The sequence below is a fragment of the Labrys sp. HAY1-8F genome (assembly GCF_056754975.1).
Genome location: NZ_JBPGWZ010000002.1, coordinates 772,392 through 796,501, shown reverse-complemented (window position 1 = coordinate 796,501; position 24,110 = coordinate 772,392). Strand labels below are relative to the sequence as shown.

The 24,110-nt window shown below is 62.8% G+C and carries 20 protein-coding genes and 1 tRNA gene; 12 read left to right on the top strand and 9 right to left on the bottom strand.

Going from position 1 to position 24,110, the window contains the following annotated elements:
* Positions 1–73: 73 nt before the first annotated feature.
* The 3 genes from ACR9ZN_RS12670 to ACR9ZN_RS12660 form a co-directional block, all read right to left on the bottom strand.
* Positions 74–160: transfer RNA gene (locus ACR9ZN_RS12670), tRNA-Leu, on the bottom strand.
* 42 nt (positions 161–202) lie between these two features.
* Entirely contained in the window at positions 203–1,369 is a 1,167-nt protein-coding gene (locus ACR9ZN_RS12665; RefSeq protein ID WP_481272377.1) for an FAD-dependent monooxygenase, read from the bottom strand.
* Positions 1,370–1,376: 7 nt separating this feature from the next.
* Positions 1,377–1,622 (bottom strand): zinc-finger domain-containing protein, encoded by a 246-nt coding sequence (locus ACR9ZN_RS12660; RefSeq protein ID WP_434956801.1) that lies wholly within the window; start codon positions 1,620–1,622, stop codon positions 1,377–1,379.
* A gap of 145 nt (positions 1,623–1,767) precedes the next feature.
* Here ACR9ZN_RS12660 and ACR9ZN_RS12655 point away from each other — a divergent pair, with 145 nt between their 5' ends.
* Positions 1,768–2,523, top strand: a complete 756-nt coding sequence (locus ACR9ZN_RS12655) for an alpha/beta fold hydrolase (protein ID WP_481272376.1) — start codon at positions 1,768–1,770, stop codon at positions 2,521–2,523.
* A gap of 71 nt (positions 2,524–2,594) precedes the next feature.
* On the top strand, positions 2,595–3,449 hold the full coding sequence (gene cysE / locus ACR9ZN_RS12650) for a serine O-acetyltransferase (RefSeq protein ID WP_434956799.1): 855 nt from the start codon (positions 2,595–2,597) through the stop codon (positions 3,447–3,449).
* An 86-nt stretch (positions 3,450–3,535) separates the two neighbouring features.
* Here the strand turns inward: cysE and ACR9ZN_RS12645 are convergent, their stop codons facing one another.
* Both ACR9ZN_RS12645 and ACR9ZN_RS12640 read right to left on the bottom strand, forming a co-directional pair.
* On the bottom strand, positions 3,536–4,471 hold the full coding sequence (locus ACR9ZN_RS12645) for a hypothetical protein (RefSeq protein WP_481272375.1): 936 nt from the start codon (positions 4,469–4,471) through the stop codon (positions 3,536–3,538).
* 180 nt (positions 4,472–4,651) lie between these two features.
* Positions 4,652–5,065, bottom strand: a complete 414-nt coding sequence (locus ACR9ZN_RS12640; protein ID WP_481272374.1) for a GFA family protein — start codon at positions 5,063–5,065, stop codon at positions 4,652–4,654.
* 253 nt (positions 5,066–5,318) lie between these two features.
* Here ACR9ZN_RS12640 and ACR9ZN_RS12635 point away from each other — a divergent pair, with 253 nt between their 5' ends.
* Entirely contained in the window at positions 5,319–5,531 is a 213-nt protein-coding gene (locus ACR9ZN_RS12635) for a DUF3126 family protein (protein WP_434956796.1), read from the top strand.
* Positions 5,532–5,696: 165 nt separating this feature from the next.
* Positions 5,697–6,227: a gamma carbonic anhydrase family protein gene (locus ACR9ZN_RS12630; RefSeq protein WP_481272373.1), complete on the top strand. Its 531-nt coding sequence runs from the start codon at positions 5,697–5,699 to the stop codon at positions 6,225–6,227.
* Between the two features lie 103 nt (positions 6,228–6,330).
* Here the strand turns inward: ACR9ZN_RS12630 and ACR9ZN_RS12625 are convergent, their stop codons facing one another.
* Positions 6,331–6,954, bottom strand: coding sequence for a transglutaminase-like cysteine peptidase (locus ACR9ZN_RS12625; protein WP_434956794.1), 624 nt, complete (start codon positions 6,952–6,954; stop codon positions 6,331–6,333).
* 321 nt (positions 6,955–7,275) lie between these two features.
* Complete coding sequence (gene panC, locus ACR9ZN_RS12620; protein WP_481272372.1) at positions 7,276–8,142, bottom strand: pantoate--beta-alanine ligase; 867 nt, start codon at positions 8,140–8,142, stop codon at positions 7,276–7,278.
* 132 nt (positions 8,143–8,274) lie between these two features.
* Here panC and ACR9ZN_RS12615 point away from each other — a divergent pair, with 132 nt between their 5' ends.
* Positions 8,275–9,075: a DnaJ domain-containing protein gene (locus ACR9ZN_RS12615; RefSeq protein WP_481272371.1), complete on the top strand. Its 801-nt coding sequence runs from the start codon at positions 8,275–8,277 to the stop codon at positions 9,073–9,075.
* Positions 9,076–9,418: 343 nt separating this feature from the next.
* On the opposite strand, the gene ACR9ZN_RS12610 is transcribed toward ACR9ZN_RS12615, so the two are convergent.
* Positions 9,419–11,047: an SPOR domain-containing protein gene (locus ACR9ZN_RS12610; protein ID WP_481272370.1), complete on the bottom strand. Its 1,629-nt coding sequence runs from the start codon at positions 11,045–11,047 to the stop codon at positions 9,419–9,421.
* A gap of 465 nt (positions 11,048–11,512) precedes the next feature.
* Between ACR9ZN_RS12610 and clpS the strand changes: the two genes are divergently transcribed.
* Together clpS and clpA are read left to right on the top strand one after the other, a co-directional pair.
* Positions 11,513–11,845, top strand: coding sequence for an ATP-dependent Clp protease adapter ClpS (gene clpS / locus ACR9ZN_RS12605; RefSeq protein WP_082980075.1), 333 nt, complete (start codon positions 11,513–11,515; stop codon positions 11,843–11,845).
* Positions 11,846–11,855: 10 nt separating this feature from the next.
* Positions 11,856–14,276: an ATP-dependent Clp protease ATP-binding subunit ClpA gene (clpA, locus tag ACR9ZN_RS12600; protein ID WP_481272369.1), complete on the top strand. Its 2,421-nt coding sequence runs from the start codon at positions 11,856–11,858 to the stop codon at positions 14,274–14,276.
* A gap of 233 nt (positions 14,277–14,509) precedes the next feature.
* Here the strand turns inward: clpA and ACR9ZN_RS12595 are convergent, their stop codons facing one another.
* Entirely contained in the window at positions 14,510–15,334 is an 825-nt protein-coding gene (locus tag ACR9ZN_RS12595) for a DeoR/GlpR family DNA-binding transcription regulator (protein ID WP_454814206.1), read from the bottom strand.
* 560 nt (positions 15,335–15,894) lie between these two features.
* On the opposite strand from ACR9ZN_RS12595, the gene ACR9ZN_RS12590 reads away from it, so the two are divergent.
* The 5 genes from ACR9ZN_RS12590 to ACR9ZN_RS12570 all read left to right on the top strand — a co-directional run bounded on the left by ACR9ZN_RS12590 (position 15,895) and on the right by ACR9ZN_RS12570 (position 24,109).
* Positions 15,895–19,302, top strand: a complete 3,408-nt coding sequence (locus ACR9ZN_RS12590; RefSeq protein WP_481272368.1) for an autotransporter domain-containing protein — start codon at positions 15,895–15,897, stop codon at positions 19,300–19,302.
* Between the two features lie 163 nt (positions 19,303–19,465).
* A complete protein-coding gene (locus ACR9ZN_RS12585; RefSeq protein WP_481272367.1) occupies positions 19,466–20,164 on the top strand; it encodes a CerR family C-terminal domain-containing protein in 699 nt (232 codons plus the stop codon).
* On the top strand, positions 20,161–21,186 hold the full coding sequence (hlyD, locus tag ACR9ZN_RS12580; RefSeq protein WP_454814203.1) for a secretion protein HlyD: 1,026 nt from the start codon (positions 20,161–20,163) through the stop codon (positions 21,184–21,186). Before ACR9ZN_RS12585 ends, hlyD begins: the two co-directional genes overlap by 4 nt.
* An 11-nt stretch (positions 21,187–21,197) precedes the next feature.
* A complete protein-coding gene (locus ACR9ZN_RS12575; RefSeq protein ID WP_454814202.1) occupies positions 21,198–22,925 on the top strand; it encodes an ATP-binding cassette domain-containing protein in 1,728 nt (575 codons plus the stop codon).
* Positions 22,922–24,109, top strand: coding sequence for an ABC transporter permease (locus ACR9ZN_RS12570; RefSeq protein ID WP_481272366.1), 1,188 nt, complete (start codon positions 22,922–22,924; stop codon positions 24,107–24,109). The genes ACR9ZN_RS12575 and ACR9ZN_RS12570 overlap by 4 nt, the downstream gene beginning before the upstream one ends.
* Position 24,110: the final 1 nt, after the last annotated feature.

The following is a 24,110-nucleotide window of genomic DNA, read 5'->3' as shown; positions in this document are numbered from 1 at the left end:
GTGCTTAGGGCCTCTCAGCGATCCCATGGGGTGGCCCGCGAAGCCTTTAAGGCGACGGCTTACCAATCATATCTGGTGCGGACGGCGGGACTTCGAACCCGCACCCGGTTTCCCGAAGCAGATTTTAAGTCTGCTGCGTCTACCATTTCGCCACGTCCGCAGCGCCGGCCTTGCTTAGGGCCGGAATCATGTCGGCTCAAGCCTATTCTGTCGGCTTCCAGCCATAGAGCCAGTCATAGCGCTCCAGCAGGCGCCGGCCGCCGAGGGCCGACAGCCCGAGGTCGCGCGCGGCGGCGAGGGGCCAGCGCCAGTGGTAGCGCTCGCCATTGCTGCGCGCCTCGGTCTGGATCCGGGTGACACGAGGCAGACGCAGTCTCGACCAGTCCTGCAGGCGGGCGGGAACATCCCCGTCGACGGCACCGTCCAACCGGGCGGCCAGTTCGGCCGCATCCTCGATGGCCGCTGCGCCGCCCTGGGCGATGAAGGGCAGCATGGGGTGGGCGGCATCACCGATCAGGGCGATATTGCCAGTGGCGATCCGGCTGTCGGCGCGGCCTTCGAACAGCGGCCAGGTCCGCCATTGCGGCACCATGGCGAGCAAGGCGCGCAAGCGCCCATCCCAGCCGGCATAATGGGGCAGCAGCGCCTGCACGGGTTGCGGCGTCGACCAGCCGGGCCCGGCGTCTTCGTCATGCGTCACCGCCACGAGATTGAGCGCCTGCCCAGAACGCACGGGGTAATGCACGAAATGCGCGTTGTCTCCGAGCCAGAGCCCGGTCACCAGACCATGAAACAAGCTGGGGGCGTCCTTACTCGGGATCACCGCCCGCCAGGCCCGCCGTCCGGCGAAACGGGGCGGTTCGAGGCCGAGCAGGGGCCGCAGCTTCGACCACAGCCCGTCGGCGCCAATCAGTATACGGGCGGAAACATCGGCGTGGCCCCCAGTGAAGGACAGGATCGCCCGCTGCCCGTCCTGTCGGGCCGCATGGATTTCTTGTCCCAGCTTCAGCGGAATGGCGTGCTGGCGCACCGCCTCCACCAGCACGGCCTGCAGGTCGGCGCGATGGATGACGCCATAGGGGGCGCCCCAGCGTTGGCGGCATTGGTCGAGCGGAATTTGCTGGATCAGGCCGCCGGTCGCGCCTTTGCGGATGCGCACCACCTCTATCACCGCCATATGCGCCTCGAGCGCCGGGCCGAGACCGAGGCCGTACAGGACGTTGAGTGCATTGGGTGTGAGCTGGATGCCGGCCCCGGCCGCCTCCAGCTTGTCGGCGCGCTCATAGATTTCAACCGCAAAGCCGCGCCGGGTCAGGGCCAGGGCAGCCGTCAGCCCGCCGATGCCGGCGCCGGCGATCGCGATATCCATGCCGGGTTCAGGCGGCGTTCGCGGTCACCGTGCAGGATGCCGGGTCCGAGGTACCTTCCGCCAGCTTGGGATCATATTTGTAGAGCGTGGAGCAGTAGGAGCACACCGCCTCGTCGTCCGACCCGAGGTCGATGAAGATGTGAGGGTGATCGAAAGGAGCGCTCGCGCCCTGGCACATGAATTCCTTCGAGCCGACGCGAATGACCTTCAAGCCGAGGTCATTGTGGAAATGGGGAATGGAATGGCCTGCCATTGATCTTCAGTCCGCGATTTGGAGTGCCCGATGTCGACCTGGATGTGGACTTGGGGTCGGTAATTTTCTCTCGCGCGGACCATAGCGGCGCCGCACGGGATGCGATAGGGGCTAAAGAGATCGAGAGCAAAGGAAAACCGCGCCGATGCAGCGTTTTGATCATGATGGCGTCGAAATCGCCTATATCGACGAGGGGGAGGGCGATCCCATCCTCCTCATTCACGGCTTCGGCTCGAATCATCAGGTGAACTGGGTCGGCACCGGCTGGGTCGACCTGCTCACCAGGCAGGGCCGGCGGGTGATCGCCTTCGACAATCGCGGGCATGGCGAGTCCTTCAAGCTCTATGATCCCGCCGCCTACCACCCCGCCGTGATGGCCGGGGATGCCGTCGCGCTGCTCGACCATCTGCGTATCGGTTCGGCGACCGTGATGGGCTATTCCATGGGCGCCCGCATCACGGCCTTCCTGGCGCTCGAGCAACCCCAGCGCGTGGATGCGGTTGTATTCGGCGGCCTGGGCGTGCGGCTGGTGCACGGCGAAGCCCTGCCACCCACCATCGCGGCGGCCATGGAAGCGCCCTCGCTCGACGACGTGCCGGATCCGATTGGGCGGATGTTCCGCGCCTTTGCCGACAAGAGCGGCGCGGACCGACGGGCCCTGGCGGCCTGCATCCGCGGATCCCGGGTCCAGCTCAATCCGGCCGAGGTCGCAAGGATCCTGCAGCCGACCCTGATCGCCGTCGGCACGCGTGATCCGATTGCGGGCTCCGCACAGGAACTGGCGGCGATGATGCCGAACGCAGCCGTGCTCGACATTCCCAATCGCGATCACAACCCGGCCGTCGGCGACAAGGTCTACAAGCAGGGCGTTTTGGCATTCCTCGCAGAGCAGGGCGTCTAAATGAACATTGGCACTGGCGGCATCGCTGCGCTAAAAAGGAAAGAGGTACCTTCCATTCAGCGGATAGGCAGATGAATCAGTCGAAGCGCCTGGTTTCCCATGGGCTTGAGGTCGTCGACCCGGTATGGAGCCGGATCAGGGCGGAAGCCGAAGCCGTAACCCATGCCGAGCCGCAGCTTTCCAGCTTCATCTTCGCCAATATCCTGCAGCTCAATTCGCTGGAAAGCGCCGTGGTGCAGCGCATCGCTTCGCGCCTGGATCATTCGGACATGCCGGCGACCCTGATCGCGCAGGCCTTCGGCAAGGCGCTCGAGGCCGACCCGAGCATCGCCTCGGCTATCCGCGCCGACATCGCGGCGGTGATCGATCGCGACCCGGCGGCCAATCGCTATATCGAACCGATCCTCTACTTCAAGGGCTTCCATGCCCTGCAGACTCATCGCCTGGCGCATTGGCTCTGGAAGGCGGGGCGCAGGGATTTCGCGCTCTATCTGCAGAGCCGTTCCTCGGCCGTGTTCCAGTGCGACATCAACCCGAACGTGCCGATCGGGCGCGGCGTCTTTCTTGACCATGCCACCGGCCTGGTGGTCGGCGAGACGGCGGTGATCGGCGACGACGTCTCCATCCTGCAGGACGTGACACTGGGCGGCACTGGCAAGGAAACCGGCGACCGCCATCCCAAGATCGCCCGCGGCGTGATGATCGGGGCCGGCGCCAAGATCCTGGGCAATATCGAGATCGGCCAATGCGCCCGCGTGGCAGCGGGCTCCGTCGTGCTCAAGGCGGTGCCGCGCAACACCACGGTGGCCGGCGTTCCGGCGCGCGTGGTCGGGGAGGCGGGCTGCGCCGAGCCATCGCGCAGCATGGATCAGATCCTGCACGGCCCGCTGCCGGACGACATCTTCTGGCACGACGTCGGGCTCTAGGTTTCCGTCACGAAAGCCGGATGCAAAAGTCAGGAACTGTGTGAGGCACGAACTCCGCTCACAATCTGTGGCTGGCCTCTCCCGGGCTACGGGATTGCCGTCAAGAAGCGTAAGTCTGGATAAAGCCCACCAATGACAGCGCGTCTCATTGCAATCGCGAGAGGATCGTGAAAGATTTTGAGGGCCTTTCCTGCGTCCGCGCGCGTGAGCCAACCGTCGCTAAGACGCCAGCGGCAAAAAAAGAGCCAATCGAGCTTATTCCGGCTTGCAAATTCCAAGCCCTTTCGGGCCTGATCGAGGGTATCGGGTGAACCTATTCCGGCATTCGGCCCAAAAATGACGCGCTGTTCTTCGTAGAATGCGACCCTACTGGCCACTGACGCTATTACATCTGCCTCGGTGATTGTTACGATCCGATCCATTTCAGTGCGAATGTCCTCCGGCACCGTATCGATGGCCCGGACAACGGCGTCGGCAAAACGAGCGTCGGACGGAACATTGATATCCCATTCCCGGGGCAGATGGCGCCAGAGAATGGTTTCGGCTGCTTTGGTCCAACTGTCGTCTGCGATCAAGCCCAATGACTGCAGGACCGACTGCACATCCGGCGCGGCATGAGCAGGACCAAGACCCCAGGCTGAGCGGATGTTCGGCGCAGGAAGAGGGAGTGCGTCAACTACGATATAGTCGATCAATCCGCCCCGATTTGGAGGAGGGGGGATGCTTCCATCCCGAAGGCGATACGAGAGCAAATTGCGTTGCTTAGCCAGTTTGAGGACTGCAACACATACATCGTCCCATCGGGGCAGAATGTCAGGCAATCGAGGATTTTTGCGCGGGACAGCGCCATACGCGACTTCATCGGCCTGACCAAGCGCCACCAGCGCTTCGCAACCGATCTGATAGGCCGTCATCGACATATCTTCCCAGCCCACTCTTTCTTCGAGGGAAAAGGGAATGTTGCGCGACAGGAAGTCGATGACATCCATCGGCCAATGAACAGCTAAGTGACGCGCATTCAACTCGCCGGCTCCTCCTGCTGGGCTTGGAGCTATATGCCCTCAAGCGATGGCCATCTTCTGCACGACACGAAGGTCAATACAATCATAGCGCAACGCGATGGCCGCATGGGCTGAAGTGTGCAATTGCAAGGTTCCCACAGGTTATGTGGAAAAGGTGTTGCACCTACGACGGCCGTGCTTTCATCGCCTATCCTTTTCATAGCTCCGAAGGTCGGGCGGTATGGTTGCCCAGTCTACCTTCGATTGGCACCAGCTTTGGTAGGCAGGCTGAACGATCGAGGGATCATCCAGAATGCCAGCCTTCACATACACCACATCGGGATGCCTAAGGGACGATGTGTAGAGTGGAGAGCCGCAGTTCCGGCAGAAATGCCGCGTCAGTTCGTTGCTACTATCTGCAGTTTTGGCGAACGATCCGATCTCGCCTGACGTCACCCGAAACGTTTCGGCCTGGAAGGGCACGCTGACGTTGAAGGCGCTCCCCGTGCACTTCCTGCAATCCTCGCAATGACAATAGGCGGCTGGGCCGGCCGGCATTCCACATGAAATGCCGACTGATCCACAGAGGCATGAGGCGGTGATCTTTCTATTCATAGGGCGACTATCGCACTTGATCGAAGTGCTGCAAAGATAGCCACGGAACCCTTGATTGGCCCGACCATCCGGAATGGCCGCCTGAGCACTCACGGCTCTGCATTCGACCCTTTACCGTAATGGATGAAACGCTGCTTTCCCCGGCATACACAGGCCCTCGGCCCGCATTCTCTTGCGAAGCGCGTGTTGGCATGGCAAAGCCCCCTGATGGCGGGCGGCAATGCCGCCTGGCGCATCCAACCGAGGAAGTCTAGTGGACAAGAAAGATATGCAGCGTGTCGAAGCCTATCTTCGACGCACCTTCGGCAATGCCACCATTCGCGTCGTGCCTCGCGCCCGCAAGACAGACAGCGCGGAAGTCTATATCGGCGAGGAGTCGGTCGGCCTGGTCTCCGAGGACAAGGAAGACGGCGAGACTTCCTACGATTTCCACATGGCGATCCTCGATATCGATCTCGAGGACTGATCGGCCGGTGGATTTGGCATTTTGGGGATTGCAGGCGTCCTCGCCTGCATCTTCCCACGCCGTAGCGGCCGCGTGTCCAAGGGCAGGCGGGGGTGTCTGCGATCCCTTGGCGTTCGCTTGGCCACAGGCGTGCACTCGTTCCTAAATCTGAGTTGGAGCCCTGCCATGCCCCTCTATGCGCTCGACGATATTGCACCAGCCGTGCCGGCGGATGGTCGCTATTGGCTCGCTCCCGACGCGCAGGTCGTCGGCCGGGTCATTTTGGGAGAGGATACCAATATCTGGTTCGGCGCAGTCTTGCGCGGCGACAATGAGCCGATGACCATCGGTGCACGCTCCAATGTCCAGGACGGTGCCGTGCTGCATTCCGATCCCGGCTTTCCCCTCACCATCGGCGAGGATTGCACGGTCGGCCATTCCGCCATCCTGCATGGCTGTACCATCGGGGCCGGCAGCCTGATCGGCATGGGGGCCACCATCCTGAACGGTGCGCGTATCGGAGAGGGCTGCCTGGTGGGCGCCAACGCGCTGATCACCGAGGGCAAGGAGTTTCCGGATCATTCGCTGATCGTCGGCTCGCCGGCGCGGGTGCTCCGTCCCCTCGACAAGGAAACCGTCGCCAGGCTCAAGCAGTCATCGGCGCATTATGTCGCCAACGCCAAGCGCTTCGCCAAGGGACTGAAGCGGGTCGATTAAGGCGTCAAAGCAATTGCGGTTTTGGGTTGCTAGCTGAAGTGTCGATCTCCAGATCGACACTTTTTGAGACTATGTCGATCTGGAGATCGACATTCCGAATTCGTCAATTGCCCTTTGCCGACACGATCGACGTGGTCTGCGTGTCGCCGAGCGAGACCCAGGCATTCTGGTCGGACTGCGACTGGCGCTTGACGTAGCGATAGCCAGTGGCGCGCCAGGACAGGATCTTGGTTTCCTGGTTGTCGAGAACGAATTCGCCGCGGTCGGTCTTCACCATCAGCACGGCATGGCCTTCGTTCTTCTTGTCACGCACCACGGTGATCAGCAGGGCCGAGCGTGGCCAGCCGGCATCGATCAGCAATTTGCGCTTGAGCAGGACGTAGTCCTCGCAGTCGCCCTTGCCATTGGTGGGGTAGGCCCACCATTCGACCTTGCCGTAGTTGTCGAGATCGGTAACCGGCTTTACCGACTTGTTGACCTGGTCGTTCAAGGCGATCAGATCCTTCCAGGCCTGGCGCGAGAGCACGATGTCGCGTGCTTCCTGCGAGCCCGACTTGCAATCGCCCGGATTGTCCTTGCAGAACTGCAGATAACCAGACGGCGGCGTGGTGACATCGCCCACGGGAGCATAGATCGGCATGGCACTGTGGCCGGCGGCTGCAGCCTGCGATTGCGGCAGCGCTGCCGTTGCGAGCGCTATGGCTGCGAAGGCGGCTTTGGGCGCCATCCGGCTCAAATTCGACCTGATCCTGATCCCGAAGCGCATCACAATCTTCAGACCTGTTTTGCCCGCCACCGGATGTTTACCCAGAGAGCAGGGCCAATTACCCGTTCCCGACGTCAACTTCGCACAAGGCCTGGGGCCGCACAACGCTCTTGCCGCAGAAAAAACAAGATCAACGCGAAGGACGGGATGTCATAACCCATTGAAAATATTCATGTTAACGCTCGATTAACCATGATTTCCCGTTTTCCACCGACGGTCGGCAACGAGGGGATGCGTGGCACGATTGCCACGGTTTTGTCACCTTTGGCGGGGCAGATTTGGTTAATGTCGAGTGGCTTCGACGCCGATATTGTCGATGAGGCGGGTCGCTCCCAGCCGGGCTGCCACCAGCAATCGCACGGGTCCTTGAGCGAGTCCGGTGACCGGGGCAAGACTCACTGCCTGCCGCGCCTCCAGATAGTCGAGTTCGAAGCCGCCGGCCGTGATGGCGCTGCGCCCGGATACCAAGGCTGTCTCGAGATCGGCGCCCTTGATGAGAGCGTCGGCAACCTGCCTGAGGGTGCGATGCAGGAGGGGAGCCTTGGCGCGCTGTTCCGGCGCGAGATAGCGGTTGCGCGACGACATCGCCAATCCGTCGGCTTCGCGCGCGGTCGGCACGCCGACCACCGTGGTCGGCAGATCGAGATCAGCAGCCATCTGGGTGACGACGCAAAGCTGTTGATAGTCCTTTTCGCCGAACATGGCGATGTCGGCGCCGCTTTGACAGAACAGCTTGGCCACGACCGTCGCCACGCCGGCAAAATGGCCGGGGCGGAAGCGGTCTTCCAGGCCGGCCTGTGCCGGCCCGGCGACCGAGATAGTGGTGGCGAAGCCCTGTGGATAGACCTGGCTGACATCGGGGGCGAACAGGAGGTCGCAGCCGACATCCCTGAGCCGGGCGAGATCCGCCGCTTCCGTGCGAGGATATTTGGCGAGATCCTCGCTCGGTGCGAACTGGGCGGGATTGACGAAGATCGTGGTCACCACCCGGCTGGCCCGCTGGCGAGCCTGCCGCACCAGGGTGATATGGCCGTCATGCAGGGCGCCCATGGTCGGCACCAGGGCGACCGTCTCAGCCGCTTCGCGAAAACGCTTCACGGCCAGGCGCAATTCCGCCACGGTTCGAACGACCAGAGTTTGGCGTGCCATCCCTTACTCCGCAGATCCATCATTTCGCATTTGCTTGACCAGGGCTCCAAAGCGTCTTGCGATTTGGCGGTTACGCCGAGAATCGCAAAGACGCTTTTAGCCAATCAGTTGGATTGGCTGGAACCAAAGAGTTTGAGCAAAGCCACGTTTGCGTTTAAACGCGCTTTGCTCCCGGAACGCTCAACTGGCAAGATTTGGATTCATCGCTGTTTCGCAGATCGGATAGAAGTGGGCCAGCTTATTTTCGCATGCGTGGTGCTGTTCTGCCTGTGGCCGTTCCTCAAGCCGGGCATGTTGTCGAAGACCCCGGCTCTGGACAGCTTGTTGCGGCGCGGCGGCAGTTTCCTCGCCTTTGCCTTCGGCCTTTATCTGCTGACGCGCGGCGTTTGGGGCATGGGGCTGCCCTTGCTGCTGTTGGCCGCGGGCATGCGCGGCTGGCTGCCGCAATTGCCGGAAGGTGTCATTCCCGGATCGACGGCGAGGCCGAGTTCGGTACGCACTGCGGATCTGGTGATCATGCTGGATGGCAACAGACAGCCGGTGGATGGGCAGGTCATTCGCGGGCGCTTTTCAGGCCGGCGCCTTTCGGCCATGCAGCCGGGGGAACTGATGGAACTGCGCGCGGAGATTGCCGCGGATTTCGTCGGCCGTTCAATCCTTGAGGCTTATCTGGACCGCCGGCTTGCCGGATGGCGTGAACACTTCAAGGATGACGCGTACGCGAGGGGCTTCGGAGCGCCGGCGTCCGACGCGATGACCCAGCAGGAAGCTTACCAGATCCTTGGGGTGCAGCCGGGGGCGAGCGCCCAGGAAATTCGTCGAGCGCACCGGGTGCTCATGAAGAAAATCCATCCCGACAAGGGGGGCACGACGCAGATGGCTGCTCGTGTCAACCGGGCCAGGGATATGCTTCTTGAAGGCCATGGACGCTAACTCCACCGAACTGGGCGGTTCCGACGATGCTTGAGCGTCGCAGAACATGGTTACGCAACGATTAAGGCTATAGCGTTTTCCAGGAGCAAAGCGCGTTCCAGCGAAAACACCCTTTTGTTTGAAAGCAAAGCGTTCGTGACTGAACGCCTGTCTGTTCCAATCCTGTGTTTTGACGCGTCTTTGCGCCTTCTTGTGACGCCATGAAATCGCAACACGCTTTGTTTATCGCCGTGTTGCTTTCCTCGCGTTGTGTGTGAAAGCGCAATTCCCGCAAAGCAAAGGCGCGGCCTACCGAGGGAGGCCGCGCCTGAAAGAGATCAAAGCTTGGTCTTTGCCGAAAGGATCAGAGCTTCACGGCGACACAGGCGAAAGAGGCAGCCTTGAGGGTGCTGCAGGCCGACTGGGCCTGGTTCTGATCGCTGAAGCCGGCGAAGCGAGCCCGGTACAAGGTCGAGCCATTGCGGTTGACCGTCTCGGTGAAGGGACGGGCGGAAGAGAGCGCCTTGCTCCCGGCCAGCTTGGCGCTGGACAGCAATTGCCGGGCCGCTCCTTCGTTGTCGGTCGCGCCGATCTGGATGATCCAGCCGCTACGCTGCGGTGCAGCCAGGGCGACCGAATCGCGGGTGATGGCGACGGTGCGCACATTCTGCACCGTCGCGGTGGTGTCAGGGCTGGCTTCGCTGCTCTGACCAGCCCGCACGGGAGGCGTGGCCGGCGCGGTCGTGACCGGCTGGAGGCCCTGCACCCAGCGCATGCTCGGGGTGCTGGGTGCGGCAAAGGCCATCACCGGCCTGGCGGGAGCCGGCTGGGGGCGGCCCTGGGGAGCAGGAGTAGAGGCTTCCCCGACGATTTCTGGCGGCATCGGTGCTGCCACGGGGGCAGCCTGGCGGGCCTTCGGAGCTTCAGCGACCACGGCCGGGCGGACAACCGGCGGACGCGGAGGCGCGGCCACGGGCATGGCATCGTTTGGGAGCTCTGCCCTGGCGACCTGTGTAGCGGAGCGGTCGACGGCGTTGCCGGCATAGGCGACCGGCAGATAGGCATCGATCAGGCGGCGCATCACGACATCGCGCGAAGCAGCGCTGCGGCCGCCCATCACCACGGCGACCAATTGCCGGTCATTACGCTTGACGGAAGTCAGGAGGTTGAAGCCGCTGGCATTGGTGTAGCCCGTCTTGATGCCGTCGACGCCTTCCACCGAACCGAGCAGGCGATTATGGCCCGGGATCGGCCGCCCGCGATAGACGAAGCTGCGGGTCGAGAACAGGCGGTAATATTGCGGGAAGCGCTTCTGGATGGCCATGCCGAGGATGGCGAGGTCGTGGGCGCTGGTGATCTGCCGGTCGTCGGGCAGGCCGGAAGCGTTCACGAAGGTGCTGCGCGCCATGCCGAGAGCGCGAGCCTTGCGGGTCATATAGGCGGCGAAATTGCTTTCCGAGCCGGCGAGGGCTTCGGCCACCACCACGGCGGCGTCGTTGGCCGAGCGCGTCACCATGCCCTTGATGGCATCGTCGACGCGAATGGTCTGGCCCGGGCGCAGGCCGAGCTTGGTCGGGGACTGGGAGGCGGCGTGGGCGGAAACCGGAAGTTCGGTTGCCATCGAAAGCCGGCCGGCCTGCAATTGTTCGAACAGGAGATAGAGCGTCATCACTTTGGTGATGGAGGCCGGATGCCTCAGTGCTTCGGGGGCGGCCTCATAGAGCGTGCGGCCGGTCTTCACGTCGACCACGATGGCGGCGTAGCGCGGATTGTTGCGCATGTCGGCGGGGATGGCCGAAGCAGCCGATTCCGCGCGAACGCGCTTGCTGCGCACATGTTTAACAGTCTTCTGCGCCGGAGCGGCATGATGGCCGCGGCGGCGCGCATCCGCTTCATCCGGATGGAAGGCCAGGGTTGTCGTAAATACTACCAAACCGGCTGCAACCATTGTGGTGGTCCGGGCCAGTCCGCCCCCGATCCAACGCGATAGCATGCAAAGTCCCCAATACTCACCGGCGCGACAGCACCGTCCATTACATGTCCCTGCGAGACCGGTGGTCTCTTTCGCCCTTCGTCCGGGGCTCACCCCATCCCCTTGCGGGGAGGAGGCAGTCTCACCGTGCCGCTGCAGGGACGACACAGTCAACGAACCTAGGCGGACGCGGTTACGGATCGGTTAAGTGCCCAGCCGGCGCGGCATTTTGGTCGCATGATTGTCCGATTGGTTGAGAATGAATGAAAAAGAGGCACTTCACCGGCCGTTGAGAGCATGGATCCTATTATTGCGCGTTGTTGCACTAGCGGAAAGTCGGGTGCGATCATAAATTCAGTTCGTGGAAGCCTTTTTCCTCGTCGAGATCATGTTAGGCTGCAGGCGATTGCAGTTGTCGAAATGGAAGATTCAACGATTCTGGATATTGCAGTGAGCGCCGCGCACAGGCCGTCTCCCTTGATCGGCATGGCCCGCGAGCCCCGAGCTCCAGGTGGCGGTGAGGGTACTAATGCGGCCGTGATCACCAAGACGCGGCCGGCGACCAAACGCCCGAAACTCTACCGGGTCCTGTTGCTGAATGACGATTATACTCCGATGGAGTTCGTCATCGAGGTGCTGGAGCGCTTCTTCAACAAGGATCGCGACGGTGCCACCCACATCATGCTGCATGTTCACCACAATGGCGTGGGAGAGTGCGGCATTTACACCTATGAGGTCGCGGAGACCAAGGTGACTCAAGTCATGGATTTTGCCCGTAAGCATCAGCATCCGCTGCAATGCGTCATGGAAGAAAAGTGAGGAACTGATCGTGCCATCCTTTTCAAGACACCTCGAACAGTCCCTCCATCGCGCTCTGGCCGCCGCCAATCAGCGCCATCACGAATATGCGACTCTCGAACATCTGTTGCTCTCCCTGATCGAGGATCAGGACGCGGCCGCTGTGATGCGGGCCTGCAATGTCGATCTCGACATCCTCAGGCGCAACCTGGTCGAATATATCGATACCGAACTGGAGAACCTGGTTTCGGACGGCCGGGACGACGCCAAGCCGACCGCGGGTTTCCAGCGCGTCATCCAGCGCGCCGTCATTCACGTGCAGTCTTCGGGCCGCGAGGAAGTCACCGGCGCCAACGTGCTGGTGGCAATCTTCGCCGAACGCGAGAGCCATGCCGCTTATTTCCTGCAGGAGCAGGACATGACGCGCTATGACGCCGTGAACTACATCTCGCACGGCATCGCCAAGCGCGCCGGCCTGTCGGAAGCCAAGGCGCCGCGCGGCGTCGACGAGGCCGATGGCGACAGCCCCAAGACGACGGCCAATGGCGAGGAGGCGTCCAAGAAGAAGCAGGACGCCATCGATGCCTATTGCGTCAACCTCAACAAGAAGGCCCGGGACGGCAAGATCGACCCGCTGATCGGGCGCGACAGCGAAATCACGCGCACCATCCAGGTGCTCTGCCGGCGGCAGAAGAACAATCCGCTCTTCGTCGGTGATCCCGGCGTCGGCAAGACGGCGATCGCCGAGGGCCTCGCGCGCCGCATCATCGAAGGCGACGTGCCGGAGGTGCTGCTGGGCGCCACCGTGTTCGCACTCGACATGGGCACGCTGCTTGCCGGCACGCGCTATCGCGGCGATTTCGAGGAGCGCCTCAAGCAGGTGGTGAAGGAGATCGAGGCCTATCCGGGCGCGATCCTGTTCATCGACGAGATTCACACGGTGATCGGCGCCGGCGCCACCTCGGGCGGTGCCATGGATGCCTCCAACCTGCTCAAGCCCGCCCTGGCCGCCGGCCTGCTGCGCTGCATCGGCTCGACCACCTACAAGGAATACCGCCAATATTTCGAAAAGGACCGGGCCCTGGTACGCCGATTCCAGAAGATCGACGTGGCCGAGCCCTCCATCCCCGACACCATCGAGATCCTCAAGGGCCTCAAGCCCTATTACGAGGAGTATCACAAGCTGCGCTACACCAACGACGCCATCAAGGCGGCGGTGGAGCTCTCGGCCAAATACATCAATGACCGCAAGCTGCCGGACAAGGCGATCGACGTCATCGATGAAACCGGTGCTTCGCAGATGCTGGTGACCGAAAGCCGGCGCAAGAAGACGATCGGCGTCAAGGAGATCGAGGCGACGATCGCCACCATGGCGCGCATCCCGCCCAAGACCGTGTCGAAGGACGATACCGAGACGCTGAGGAACCTGGAGACCAACCTGAAAAGGGTTGTTTACGGGCAGGACAAGGCGATCAAGCAGCTTTCGGCGGCGATCAAGCTGGCCCGTGCCGGACTGCGCGACCCGGAAAAGCCGATCGGCAACTACCTGTTCTCGGGCCCGACGGGCGTCGGCAAGACCGAAGTCGCCCGCCAGCTCGCCTCGGTGCTCGGCATCAACCTGCTGCGCTTCGACATGTCCGAATATATGGAGCGCCACACGGTGTCGCGCCTGATCGGTGCGCCTCCCGGCTATGTCGGCTTCGACCAGGGCGGTCTGCTCACCGACGGTATCGACCAGAACCCGCATTGCGTGCTGCTGCTGGACGAGATCGAGAAGGCCCATCCGGACCTGTTCAACATCCTGTTGCAGGTGATGGATCACGGCAAGCTTACCGATCACAACGGCAAGAGTGTCGATTTCCGCAACGTGATCCTGATCATGACGACCAATGCCGGTGCGTCCGATCTGGCCAGGGCGGCCTTCGGCTTCACCAAGAACAAGCGTGAGGGCGACGACACTGAGGCGATCAACCGTCTGTTCACACCGGAGTTCCGCAACCGCCTGGATGCGACCATTGCCTTCGACCATCTGTCGCAGGAGATCGTCAGCCAGGTCGTCGACAAGTTCATCGCGCAGCTCGAAGTCCAGCTTGCCGATCGCCATGTCGCGGTGGAGCTCTCCAACGATGCCCGCACCTGGCTGGTTGCCAATGGCTATGACGAGTTCATGGGCGCCCGGCCGATGGCTCGCCTGATCCAGCAGGCGATCAAGACGCCGCTGGCCGACGAGGTGCTGTTCGGCCGGCTGAAGTCGGGCGGCGCCGTGCGCGTAACTGTTGTCACCAACGAAGAGGGCAGGCAGGAACTGGGCTTCGAATATCCGGCCGGTCCGGCCAAGCCCAAGCCCGAGCCGGTGGTGGCGGACAACAGCCAGGCCTCGGCCAAGAAGCCGAAGGCCAAGCCGAAGGGACCGCCGCAGCGCGAGCCCGACGCACCGGCTGGCGCGGAGTAGGCTCTTTCCCGCAAGGGGGCTGATGAAAATCGATCGGGCGCGAAGCGGGCAACGTTTCGCGCCCTTATTCGTTGAAGGATGTCAATCTGGAGATTGACACTCCAATCCAAAGCAAGCGCCTCGGCGAGCCGCTCGAGATCCAGCGAGCTGGTCTGCTTGGTGATGCGGTGAGCTAGGTCTTCATTCTCGCATCGTTACGCCGAAGACCGACGCCATCTTCTCGTTACGATGCTCTAGGACTCGACGGCGGCATCCTGTGCCGCAGCGGATGCGACATGGGTCTCGACACCGCTTCGGTACACCCTCTCGCGAAAAGCGGCGGGAATGTCGTCGCTGACCAGGATGTCGACATCCTCGAGCGAGCCGAGCCTGACCAGCGCCCTTTTGCCGAATTTCGTGCTGTCCACGGCCAGGATGGTGCGCTCGGTTTGCGCCAAGGCGGCAGTGACGGCCGAGACCTCGGCATAGTCGTCGTCACAGATGTCGCCGGCCTGGTCGATGCCGCTGACCGAGATCACGGCGTAGTCGAATTTGAAGCGGCGGATATAGTCTGCCGTATCCTCGCGGAAGACGCCACCATCCACCGGCCGCACGAAGCCGCCGGGAATCGCCAAGGCGAAATTGGAATTCTCGCTGAAAATGGTGGCCACACGCAGGCTATAGGTGACGATCCTAAGGTCTCGCCTCTGCAGCAGCGCGTAGGCGATCGCTTCGCAGGTCGTTCCGGTGTCCATGAAGATCGCTGCCCCGTCTGGAACGACCTGGGCGACGAGAGCAGCCACCCGGGCCTTCAGGGAGGCGTTTTCGATACGCCGCTGGCGGCGGGTAACGGCGTCCACCGGTGTGGCGATCGTGGCCCCACCATGCAGGCGACGCACCTGGCCGGTGGCTTCCAGCGCGATGATATCCCGACGGGCAGTCTGGGTTGTCACGGCAAAGCGTTCGGCGATTTCCTCGATCGAAAGATAATGGCTGCGCTCGAGCAGCTGCAGCAGCTCGGCTTGCCGATTCGATTTCTTGGTGCCGTCGCCAAGCGCATATTCGTCGAGCTGCGTCATCTGGCCTGCTTTGTTTCGCCTTGGATCCAATGTCCATCCCCGCGGAAATGTTTCAAGGAAAATGTCGTCCGGAAACGTCGGTGATCCCCGGCATTATCCGATGCGACGTCGTGGAGCCTTTTGCGTTCTGCAGCCAACGAAGGGGAGCGACAAAAATGTCAATAAAGCAACATTTTTACTTCCCTGCCTAACTCCATCTTTGAGCGAAGCTAGGGGGTCCAAGTCGAGTCTAGCGTGAGATTTTTATTTGTTTTCTTTCGATGGTGGCTATTTTTCGAGCTGCTCTTCCAATGCGATAGCAGCTCCGAGCGTACCTTTAGCAGCGCAGGTCCGATAAATTGTAATAAACATGACATTTGCGTGTGCCACCACGGACAATGTGGGCGGCAAAATGTTGCTTTGATCAAGCTGGATGCTTCTGAGCAGATCCGGTCACGGCCGCCCCGCATGATTGATTTTATGGGGGTAGTTCAATGGCTATTGGGGATGGCGGTCGCACATGTCGGTTCAGGTTTTTCGGCATTGGTGCGCGTTTGCTGTGCGGGGTTGCGCTGTGCGCCTTGGCGTCGACGCCGAGCCTGGCCCGGGATGACGGCACGCTGCGGATCATGACGCTGAACATCTGGAATCAGTTCAAGCAGAATCCAGAAGTCGTAGCCGACTTCATGACCAAGGCTAATTTCGACATCCTTGGCATGCAGGAAGTCAACGGCAGCCGATACGTTTCCGATATTCCCGGCTTCCTCGAAGAGGCAGGTCTGGGAACCTATGGGAAGGTCCAGATCGGGGATGTCGGCGTCATATCTCGGCTGCCGGGAAGCTTTGGCACCTATGTTCTGCCGGGCATTTCCACGCAAGGGCGCAACATCAGCTACACGGTAACCGGTCAGCAGGGAGGGCGGCCGGAGACGTTGGTCGGCACCGTCCATCTCGACTACAGCGACGGCTCGCAGGGGCGCGTCAAGGAAGCCCAGGCTCTCAATGACTGGGCGAAGACGTCTTCGCGCCCTGTCATCCTCCTGGGTGATTTCAATGCGGGCGACGTCGCTGAGCGCGGGCTGCACAGCGCGGCACAACAGTCCTATCTGTTTGCCGGATATGTCGTCGGCTCCTATGGAGACAATGCGCTCTACAAGAAGCTGAGGGAGGAATATCTGGGCTCTGACCAGCTTGCCAAGGCCCAGGAATATTTCGACGACATGCGGTCCGGTGGCAAGGGCAAGGAGAAATATCGCAGCGTCATCCAGGCCTATTTCGATGCCAACAGGAGCAAATATCCGGGCATCACCAGCATCAGCCAGATGAGCTGGCGGCAATGGGAGGAAATCATCGCACTCGATGCCCAGACCAAGGGCATCGCGTTCAAGGACGAGACCCATCCGGTCGCCGACAATCAACCGGTGACGATGAACCTCCTCAAGAAGCAATATATGCTTCTTCAAACGGAAGCCGAGCGTGAGCGCTACAAGCCGCATGATTTCAACGACGGCAGTTCGACCTGGCCCTCTGCCGGGGAGGACGATACCAACACCTGGCAGAGCTGGGATCGCACCAAGATCGACCACTTCCTGGCCTCACGTCCCTTTGGCAAATGGTATGTTCTCGCCGACGACCCGAACGATCCCTATTTGGGGGTCATCAAGGATGTGTATGTAACCAAGCCCGATGGCACGAAAGCACCGATATCCGACCATGAGCCGGTAGCCCATGAGATCAAATGGATCGGTCCTGCCCTTCAGACCTACACCGAGACCGCTGGCGGCCCACAGCCTGACAAGACACGCCTGGTTTGGGGCGAGGAGGCCAATACCTTCGACAAGGACGGCAAGGCGTTCTTCCTCACCCGCAACAATATGCGCAGGGACGTCTATCTCGGACAGATCGCCGATGCGAACGGCAATCCGATTCTCGCCGGGCTGACACTGGAGGAGAAGAAGACCCTGCTGGATTGCGCAAGCAAGGATCCGCGCTTCCAGCAGGCGATCCGCGAGTATTGCATCGACGACCATTCCTTCATCGGGGAGACGCTGGTCAAGGACAAGAGCGTTCTCATCGTCGAGGAGGATGCGGCACTCGGCACTTCGCAGGCCAAGCTCCGGCTTGCCGATGGCACGCTGCGCATCATCGGCAACGACATGCACGGTCTCGATCGGGCCCTGGTGCTCGAGGGCGCCGGCGGGACGCTCGACATTGCCAGCGCGGGCAATGCCGTAACTTTGGGCCAGACGATCACGGGCGAGGGCGGCCTCACCAAGCTCGGGGCGGGCGGGCTTCGCCTCACCGGCACGGGCACCTATGCGGGACCGACCCAGGTGAAGCAGGGAACACTGGTGGTCGATGGCTCGCTGACCTCGTCGGTGACCATCGACCGGGGCGCGGTGCTTGGCGGCAGCGGCATCATCGGCGGCCTCGACGCCAAGTCGGGCGGCCTGGTCACCCCGACCGGGGCCGGCGTGCTGATGGTGAAGGGCGATGCCCGCTTCGGGCAGGGCAGCTATTACCAGGTGGATGTCGGTGCCGGCGACAGGGCGGACCGGATCGCGGTGACCGGCAAGGCGACGCTGGACGGCGGCACCGTCCTGATCGGTGCCCAGGGCGGTAATGGCCTGTTGAGCAAGGAGCAGTTGCTCGCGCTTTATGGCAAGGAATACACCATCCTGACCGCCGAAGGCGGTGTCAGCGGACGCTTCGAGGGCGCTCTGCCGGACTACGCCTTCCTCGGGGCCAGCTTCGGCTATGACCCCACCCAAGTAACAATGACCATCGGCCGCAACGATCGCAGCTTTGCGAGCGTCGGCCGGACATTCAATCAGCGGGCTGCCGCGGCCGGCTTGGAATCGCTGGGAAGGGGGAATGCCCTCTTCGATGACTTCCTGGTGGCCAATACCGGTGCCGATTTGGCCGGTCACCTGGCTTCGCTGTCGGGCGAGGTGAATGTTTCCGCACGGACTGCCCTGATCGAAGGTGACAGCCAGTTGGGCGCCATGGCAACCGATCGCTTGCGTTCGGCTTTCGAGACGACGGCGGCAGCGGGCCTGCCGACGACGGGGAGCGGCGCGGCTTCGGTCATGCCCATGCAGTTTGCCTCGCTCGGCAATTCGACTGCGCCTGCGGGTTCGCCTTCACCGGTAGCGCCTCCTGCGGCAGACGGGCTTTCTGTCTGGGGGCAGGGTTTCGGCTCCTGGGGGCGTACCGGCAGCACCGGCAACGCTGCCGGCATGACGCGCAACAGCGGCGGTTTCCTGTTTGGCGCCGATGCGCCCATATCGCTCGGCGAGACGGATGTGCGGCTCGGTGCACTGGCAGGCTATAGCCGTACCAGCTTCAGCACCCGGGGCCTGGGCAGCGGCGACAGCGACAACTACCACCTGGGCCTCTATGCCGGCACGATGGTGGGTCAGCTCGCCCTGCGTGCGGGCGCCTTCTACACCTGGCACGACATCTCCACCAGCCGCGTGGCGGCCGGGCAGGGCATCAATGCCGACTACCGGGCCGGCACGGCACAGGTTTTTGGCGAGGCCGGCTATAATCTGCGCTTCGGCGTCGTTGGTTTCGAACCCTTCGCCAATCTCGCTTTCCTCGATCTGCGCGCAGATAGCTTCCATGAGCGCGGCGGCAATGCGGCGCTTGCGGCATCGTCCTCCAATACGGACGTCACCTTCAGCACGCTGGGGCTGCGGGCCTCCACCGACTTCGAACTCGCCAGCCTGACGGCGCGCGTCAGTGCCACGCTCGGCTGGCGCCACGCCTTCGGCGATACCACGCCGCACGGAACGTTCGCGTTCGACGGCGGCACGCCGTTCGGTGTGGAGGGCGTGCCGATTGCCGAAAACGCCCTCGTGGCCAGGGCCGGGCTCGATCTTGCCCTCAGCCAGTCGGCGACGCTGAGCGTGGCCTATGGCGGCCAGTTCGCACGCCGGGGCAGTTTCGACCAGAACGTATCGGGCAAGTTCAGCCTCCGGTTCTGATCGGCAAGACCAGGCTGCTTCAATCTCTGAGACGTTCGCCGCCGGATATCGATGCATCGATATCCGGCGGTTTCATTGTGTCATTTTCGAAGGCCGCAATTTGTATCGGGCAGTATAATTCAATCGATTGACTGAAAACCGAACTTCGACTATGAGTTGCGTCATGGTCAAGAAACAATCCGCTCCTCCGGCCCCGAGCGGCCGCGGTGATGCAACCCGCGAGAAGCTGCTCGATGCGTCGATCGGCGTGTTCGGTCGCTATGGCTTCGACGGCGCTTCGACGCGCATGCTGGCGGATGCCGCCGGCGTCAACCTGCAGGCGATTCCCTATTATTTCGGCAGCAAGGAAGGGCTCTACGTTGCCACGGCCGATCATATCGCCAGCCTGATTTCATCCCATGTTGGCGGCTTGGGAGGGCGCATCCGAGCGCGCCTCGCCGAAGCCACGGGCGGGGGCACGACCATCGATCGGCAGGAGGCCCAGGCTTTTCTGACCGAGCTGGCGCAGGCCATGGCAGTCCTGTTCATCGGGCCGATATCCGAGCCGCTGGCGCGCTTCCTCATCCGTGAGCAGATGGAGCCGACCGAGGCTTTCGAACGTATCTTCGCGCAGGTGATGAAGCCCATGCTCGAGGCGGCGAGCATGCTGGTGGGCATCGTGCTGGGCGAGAATGGGCTTACTCGTCACGTCAAGCTGCGCACCCTTTCTCTGCTTGGCGGCCTGATGGTTTTCCGGGTCGCGCATGCGGCCGTGAAGCGCCATCTCGCCTGGGACACCATCGGTGCCGACGAGGTGGAAACCGTGCGGAGCCATGCCGGTGAACTCGTCGCTGCCCTTGCTGCGGAAGGAGGCCGTTCATGAAGAAGGCTGCCGTTCCCATCGTTCTGCTGGCACTCGCCGGTGGTGCGCTCGCTGCCTGGTGGTTCGATCTGCCCCAGCGCATGGGCTGGGTCGAACGCGCGGAGAAAGAGCTGGTCCTCTACGGCAATGTCGATATCCGCCAGGTGCAGCTCGGCTTTCGCGTCAGCGGCAAGCTCGCCGAAACCCTGGTGGACGAAGGCGATAGCGTGAAGGCGGGCGATACGCTCGCCCGGCTGGACAACAGGCCTTACCAGGACCTGGTCGAGGTGGCGCAGGCGCAGGCGGCCGGCCAGCGCGCCACGCTCGCCAAGCTGGAAGCCGGCCCACGCGCCTCCGAGATCGCACAGGCCAGGGCCGTTCTCGCCGAACGCCAGGCCGATCTCATCAATGCCGAACAGAGCTACACCCGCTCCTTCCAGCTCCGGCCGAGCGGCACCGTCTCGCAGGGCGGGCTTGACCAGGCGATCGCGGCGCGCGATGCGGCGCTGGCCCGGGTGAACGCGGCCAGGGAAGCCCTGGCACTGTTGCAGGAGGGCACGCGCGCCGAGGATATCGCCGCCGCCAAGGCCAGCCTGGAGGCGGCCGAGGCCAACCTTGCTTCGGCCCGGACGACCACCGCCGACACCATCCTGGTCGCGCCGGCCGATGGCGTCATTCTTTCCCGTGTCCGCGAGAAGGGAGCGATCCTGGCCCCCAACGACATCGCTTTCGTGCTGTCGCTCACCAAGCCTGTCTGGATCCGGGCCTTCATTGCGGAAACCCATCTCGGCCGCGTCCATACCGGCACGATGGTGGAGGTGCGTTCGGATACCGATCCGGCCAAGCGCTACAAGGGGCGCGTGGGCTTCGTCTCGCCGGTCGCCGAATTCACGCCGAAGACGGTGGAGACACCGGAACTGCGCACTGATCTGGTCTATCGCCTGCGCATCGTGGTCGACGAGCCGGACAGTGCGCTCCTGCAGGGCATGCCGGTGACGGTGCGCCTCGCCGATATGGCTGCCGAGCAAGGCGGCAAGCCCTGAAAGGCACCGATATGACCGACGCAGTCGTCCAGATTTGCGGCGTCAGCAAACGCTTCGGCGTAACGATCCAGGCGCTCGACGGCATCGAGGCTTCGATCCGGCCGGGCGAGATCACCGGGCTGGTCGGCCCCGACGGCGCCGGAAAAACCACGCTGATCCGCCTGATGACGGGCCTGATGCTGCCTGACGAGGGCCGCCTGCAGGTGCTCGGCTTCGACACCGCCCGCGATGCGGCTTCGATCCAGGCGGCGATCGGCTACATGCCCCAGCGCTTCGGTCTCTATGAGGACCTGTCGGTGCAGGAGAATCTCGATCTCTATGCCGATCTGCGCGGGCTGCCCAAGAGCGAGCGGGCCGCCATCTTCGAGGAATTGCTGGCCTTCACCGATCTCGGCCCCTTCACTAGTCGCCTGGCCGGCCAGCTTTCTGGCGGCATGAAGCAGAAGCTGGGCCTGGCCTGCGCGCTCCTCAAGAAGCCGCGCCTGCTGCTGCTCGACGAGCCGGGGGTGGGCGTCGACCCGATTTCGCGGCGCGATCTGTGGAAGATGGTGGAGGATCTGACTCATGAGGGCATCGGCGTGGTCTGGTCCACCGCCTATCTCGACGAGGCCCAGGCCTGCGACCGCGTGCTGCTATTGAATCGGGGCAAGCTGCTGTTTGCCGGAGTTCCCTCCGAACTCACCAGCAAGGTCGAGGGCCGCGTGTTCCGTCTCGGCGATATCGAGGGCCGACGCCGTCCGGCGCTGTCGCGGGCGCTCGCGGTACCGGGGATCGTCGATGGCGTCATTCAGGGCCAGGCCATCCGGCTGGTAACGGCGGCCGGGGCGGGCTTTGCCGAGGAGGCTGCACGCGCCGCGGGTGCTCGTGCAAAGCCGCAGCCGACACAGCCGCGCTTCGAGGATGCCTTCGTCGATCTGCTCGGGGGCGGCCCCGGCGGACGCTCGCGGCTTGCCGAGGCGGCGCGGACGCTGCCCGTCGAGGAGGGGCAACCCGTGATCGAGGCGCGGGGGTTGACCAAGCATTTCGGCGATTTCGCTGCGGCGCAGGATATTTCCTTCGAGATCCCGCGTGGCCAGATCTTCGGGTTGCTGGGGCCGAACGGTGCCGGCAAGTCCACCACCTTCAAGATGCTGTGCGGCTTGCTCAAGCCCACGGGCGGCGAGGGGCGCGTCGCCGGCTTCGACCTCAGGCGCGACTCGGCCGAGGCCCGCAATCGCCTGGGCTACATGGCCCAGAAATTCTCGCTTTATGGCGATCTCAGCGTGGCGCAGAACCTCGCCTTTTTTGCTGGCGTCTATGGCCTGACCGGCGCTCGCAAGCGCGAACGCATTGAACTGATGACCGAGATCTTCGATTTCGGCCCGCGAAGAGGCATGTCCGCCAAGGATCTGCCGCTCGGCCTCAAGCAGCGCCTGGCGCTTGCCTGCGCCGTCATGCACGAGCCGGAAGCGCTCTTTCTCGACGAGCCGACATCGGGGGTCGACCCGATCACGCGGCGCGAATTCTGGACCCATATCAACGCGCTCGTCGAGAAGGGCGTGACCGTGCTGGTCACCACCCATTTCATGGACGAGGCCGAATATTGCGACCGGATTTCGCTGATCTATCGCGGGCGCTCGATTGCGCTGGGCTCGCCTGACGAACTCAAGGCACAGGTTGCCGATGCCGCCAATCCCGATCCGACCATGGAGGACGCCTTCGTCGCGCTCGTGCAGGGTTCGGAGGCGAAGGCGGCATGAGCGAGGACAAACCAGCGCCCTCAACTGCGGCCGAGGAAACCGCGCGGCCATCCGTCGCGGCGGACCGTTCCGCCCGGCTGTCGCGCTTCGCCGCCCTGGTGCGCAAGGAAAGCTATCAGATCGTCCGCGATCCCAGCTCCATCCTGATCGCCTTCGTGCTGCCCCTGATCCTGCTCTTCCTCTTCGGCTACGGCGTTTCGCTGGACGCCACCCGCACCCGTGTGGGACTGGTCCTCGAGGATCCATCGCCGCTGACCCGCGACATCGCCGCAAGCTTTCAGGCCTCGGGCTATTTCGAAGTCAGGCAGGGGCATGACCGGCGCGAATTCGAAGAGGACCTGATCGTGGGGCGGATCAGGGGCATTATCGTCATTCCCTCGACCTTCGCCGCCGACTTCGCCTCCGCCACCGGACCGGCTATCCAGATTCTGGTCGATGGCTCGGATCCGAACAATGCGAATTTCGTGCAGAACTATGCCCGCGGCGTCATCGCCAGCTGGGCGGTGATTCGAGGGGGCGAGCGAGGTTTCGGTCAACCGGCGATCGAGGTGCAACAGCGTTTCTGGTTCAACCCGGAGCTGACCAGCCGCAACTTCCTGGTTCCAGGTTCCATCGCCATCGTCATGGCGCTGATCGGCACGCTGCTGACCTCGCTGGTGGTGGCCCGCGAATGGGAGCGCGGCACCATGGAAGCGATGATGGCGACGCCCGTCAGTGCCGCCGAGTTGCTGGCCGGCAAGCTCATACCCTATTTCCTGCTTGGCCTGGCTTCTATGACCCTGTGCGTGCTGGTGGCGGTCCTCCTGTTCGGCGTGCCTTTCCGGGGCTCGCTGCTGGCGCTCTATGCCTTGTCGGCCAGTTTCCTCATCCCGGCACTGGGGCAGGGGCTCCTGATCTCAGCCGCCACCAAGAACCAGTTCCTGGCTTCGCAGCTCGCGCTGATCTCGGCCTTCCTTCCGGCTTTCCTGCTGTCGGGCTTCCTGTTCGAGATCAATTCGATGCCTCGGGTGATCCAGTGGATCACCTTGATCCTGCCCGTGCGCTATCTGATCCCCAGCCTGCAATCGGTATTCCTGGCCGGTGACATCTGGCCGATGTTCCTCAAGGCCATCGCGGTGATGCTGTTCATCGGCTTCGTCTTCTTCCTGGCTGCGGCCCGCAGCACCCGCAAGAGGATCGGCTGAG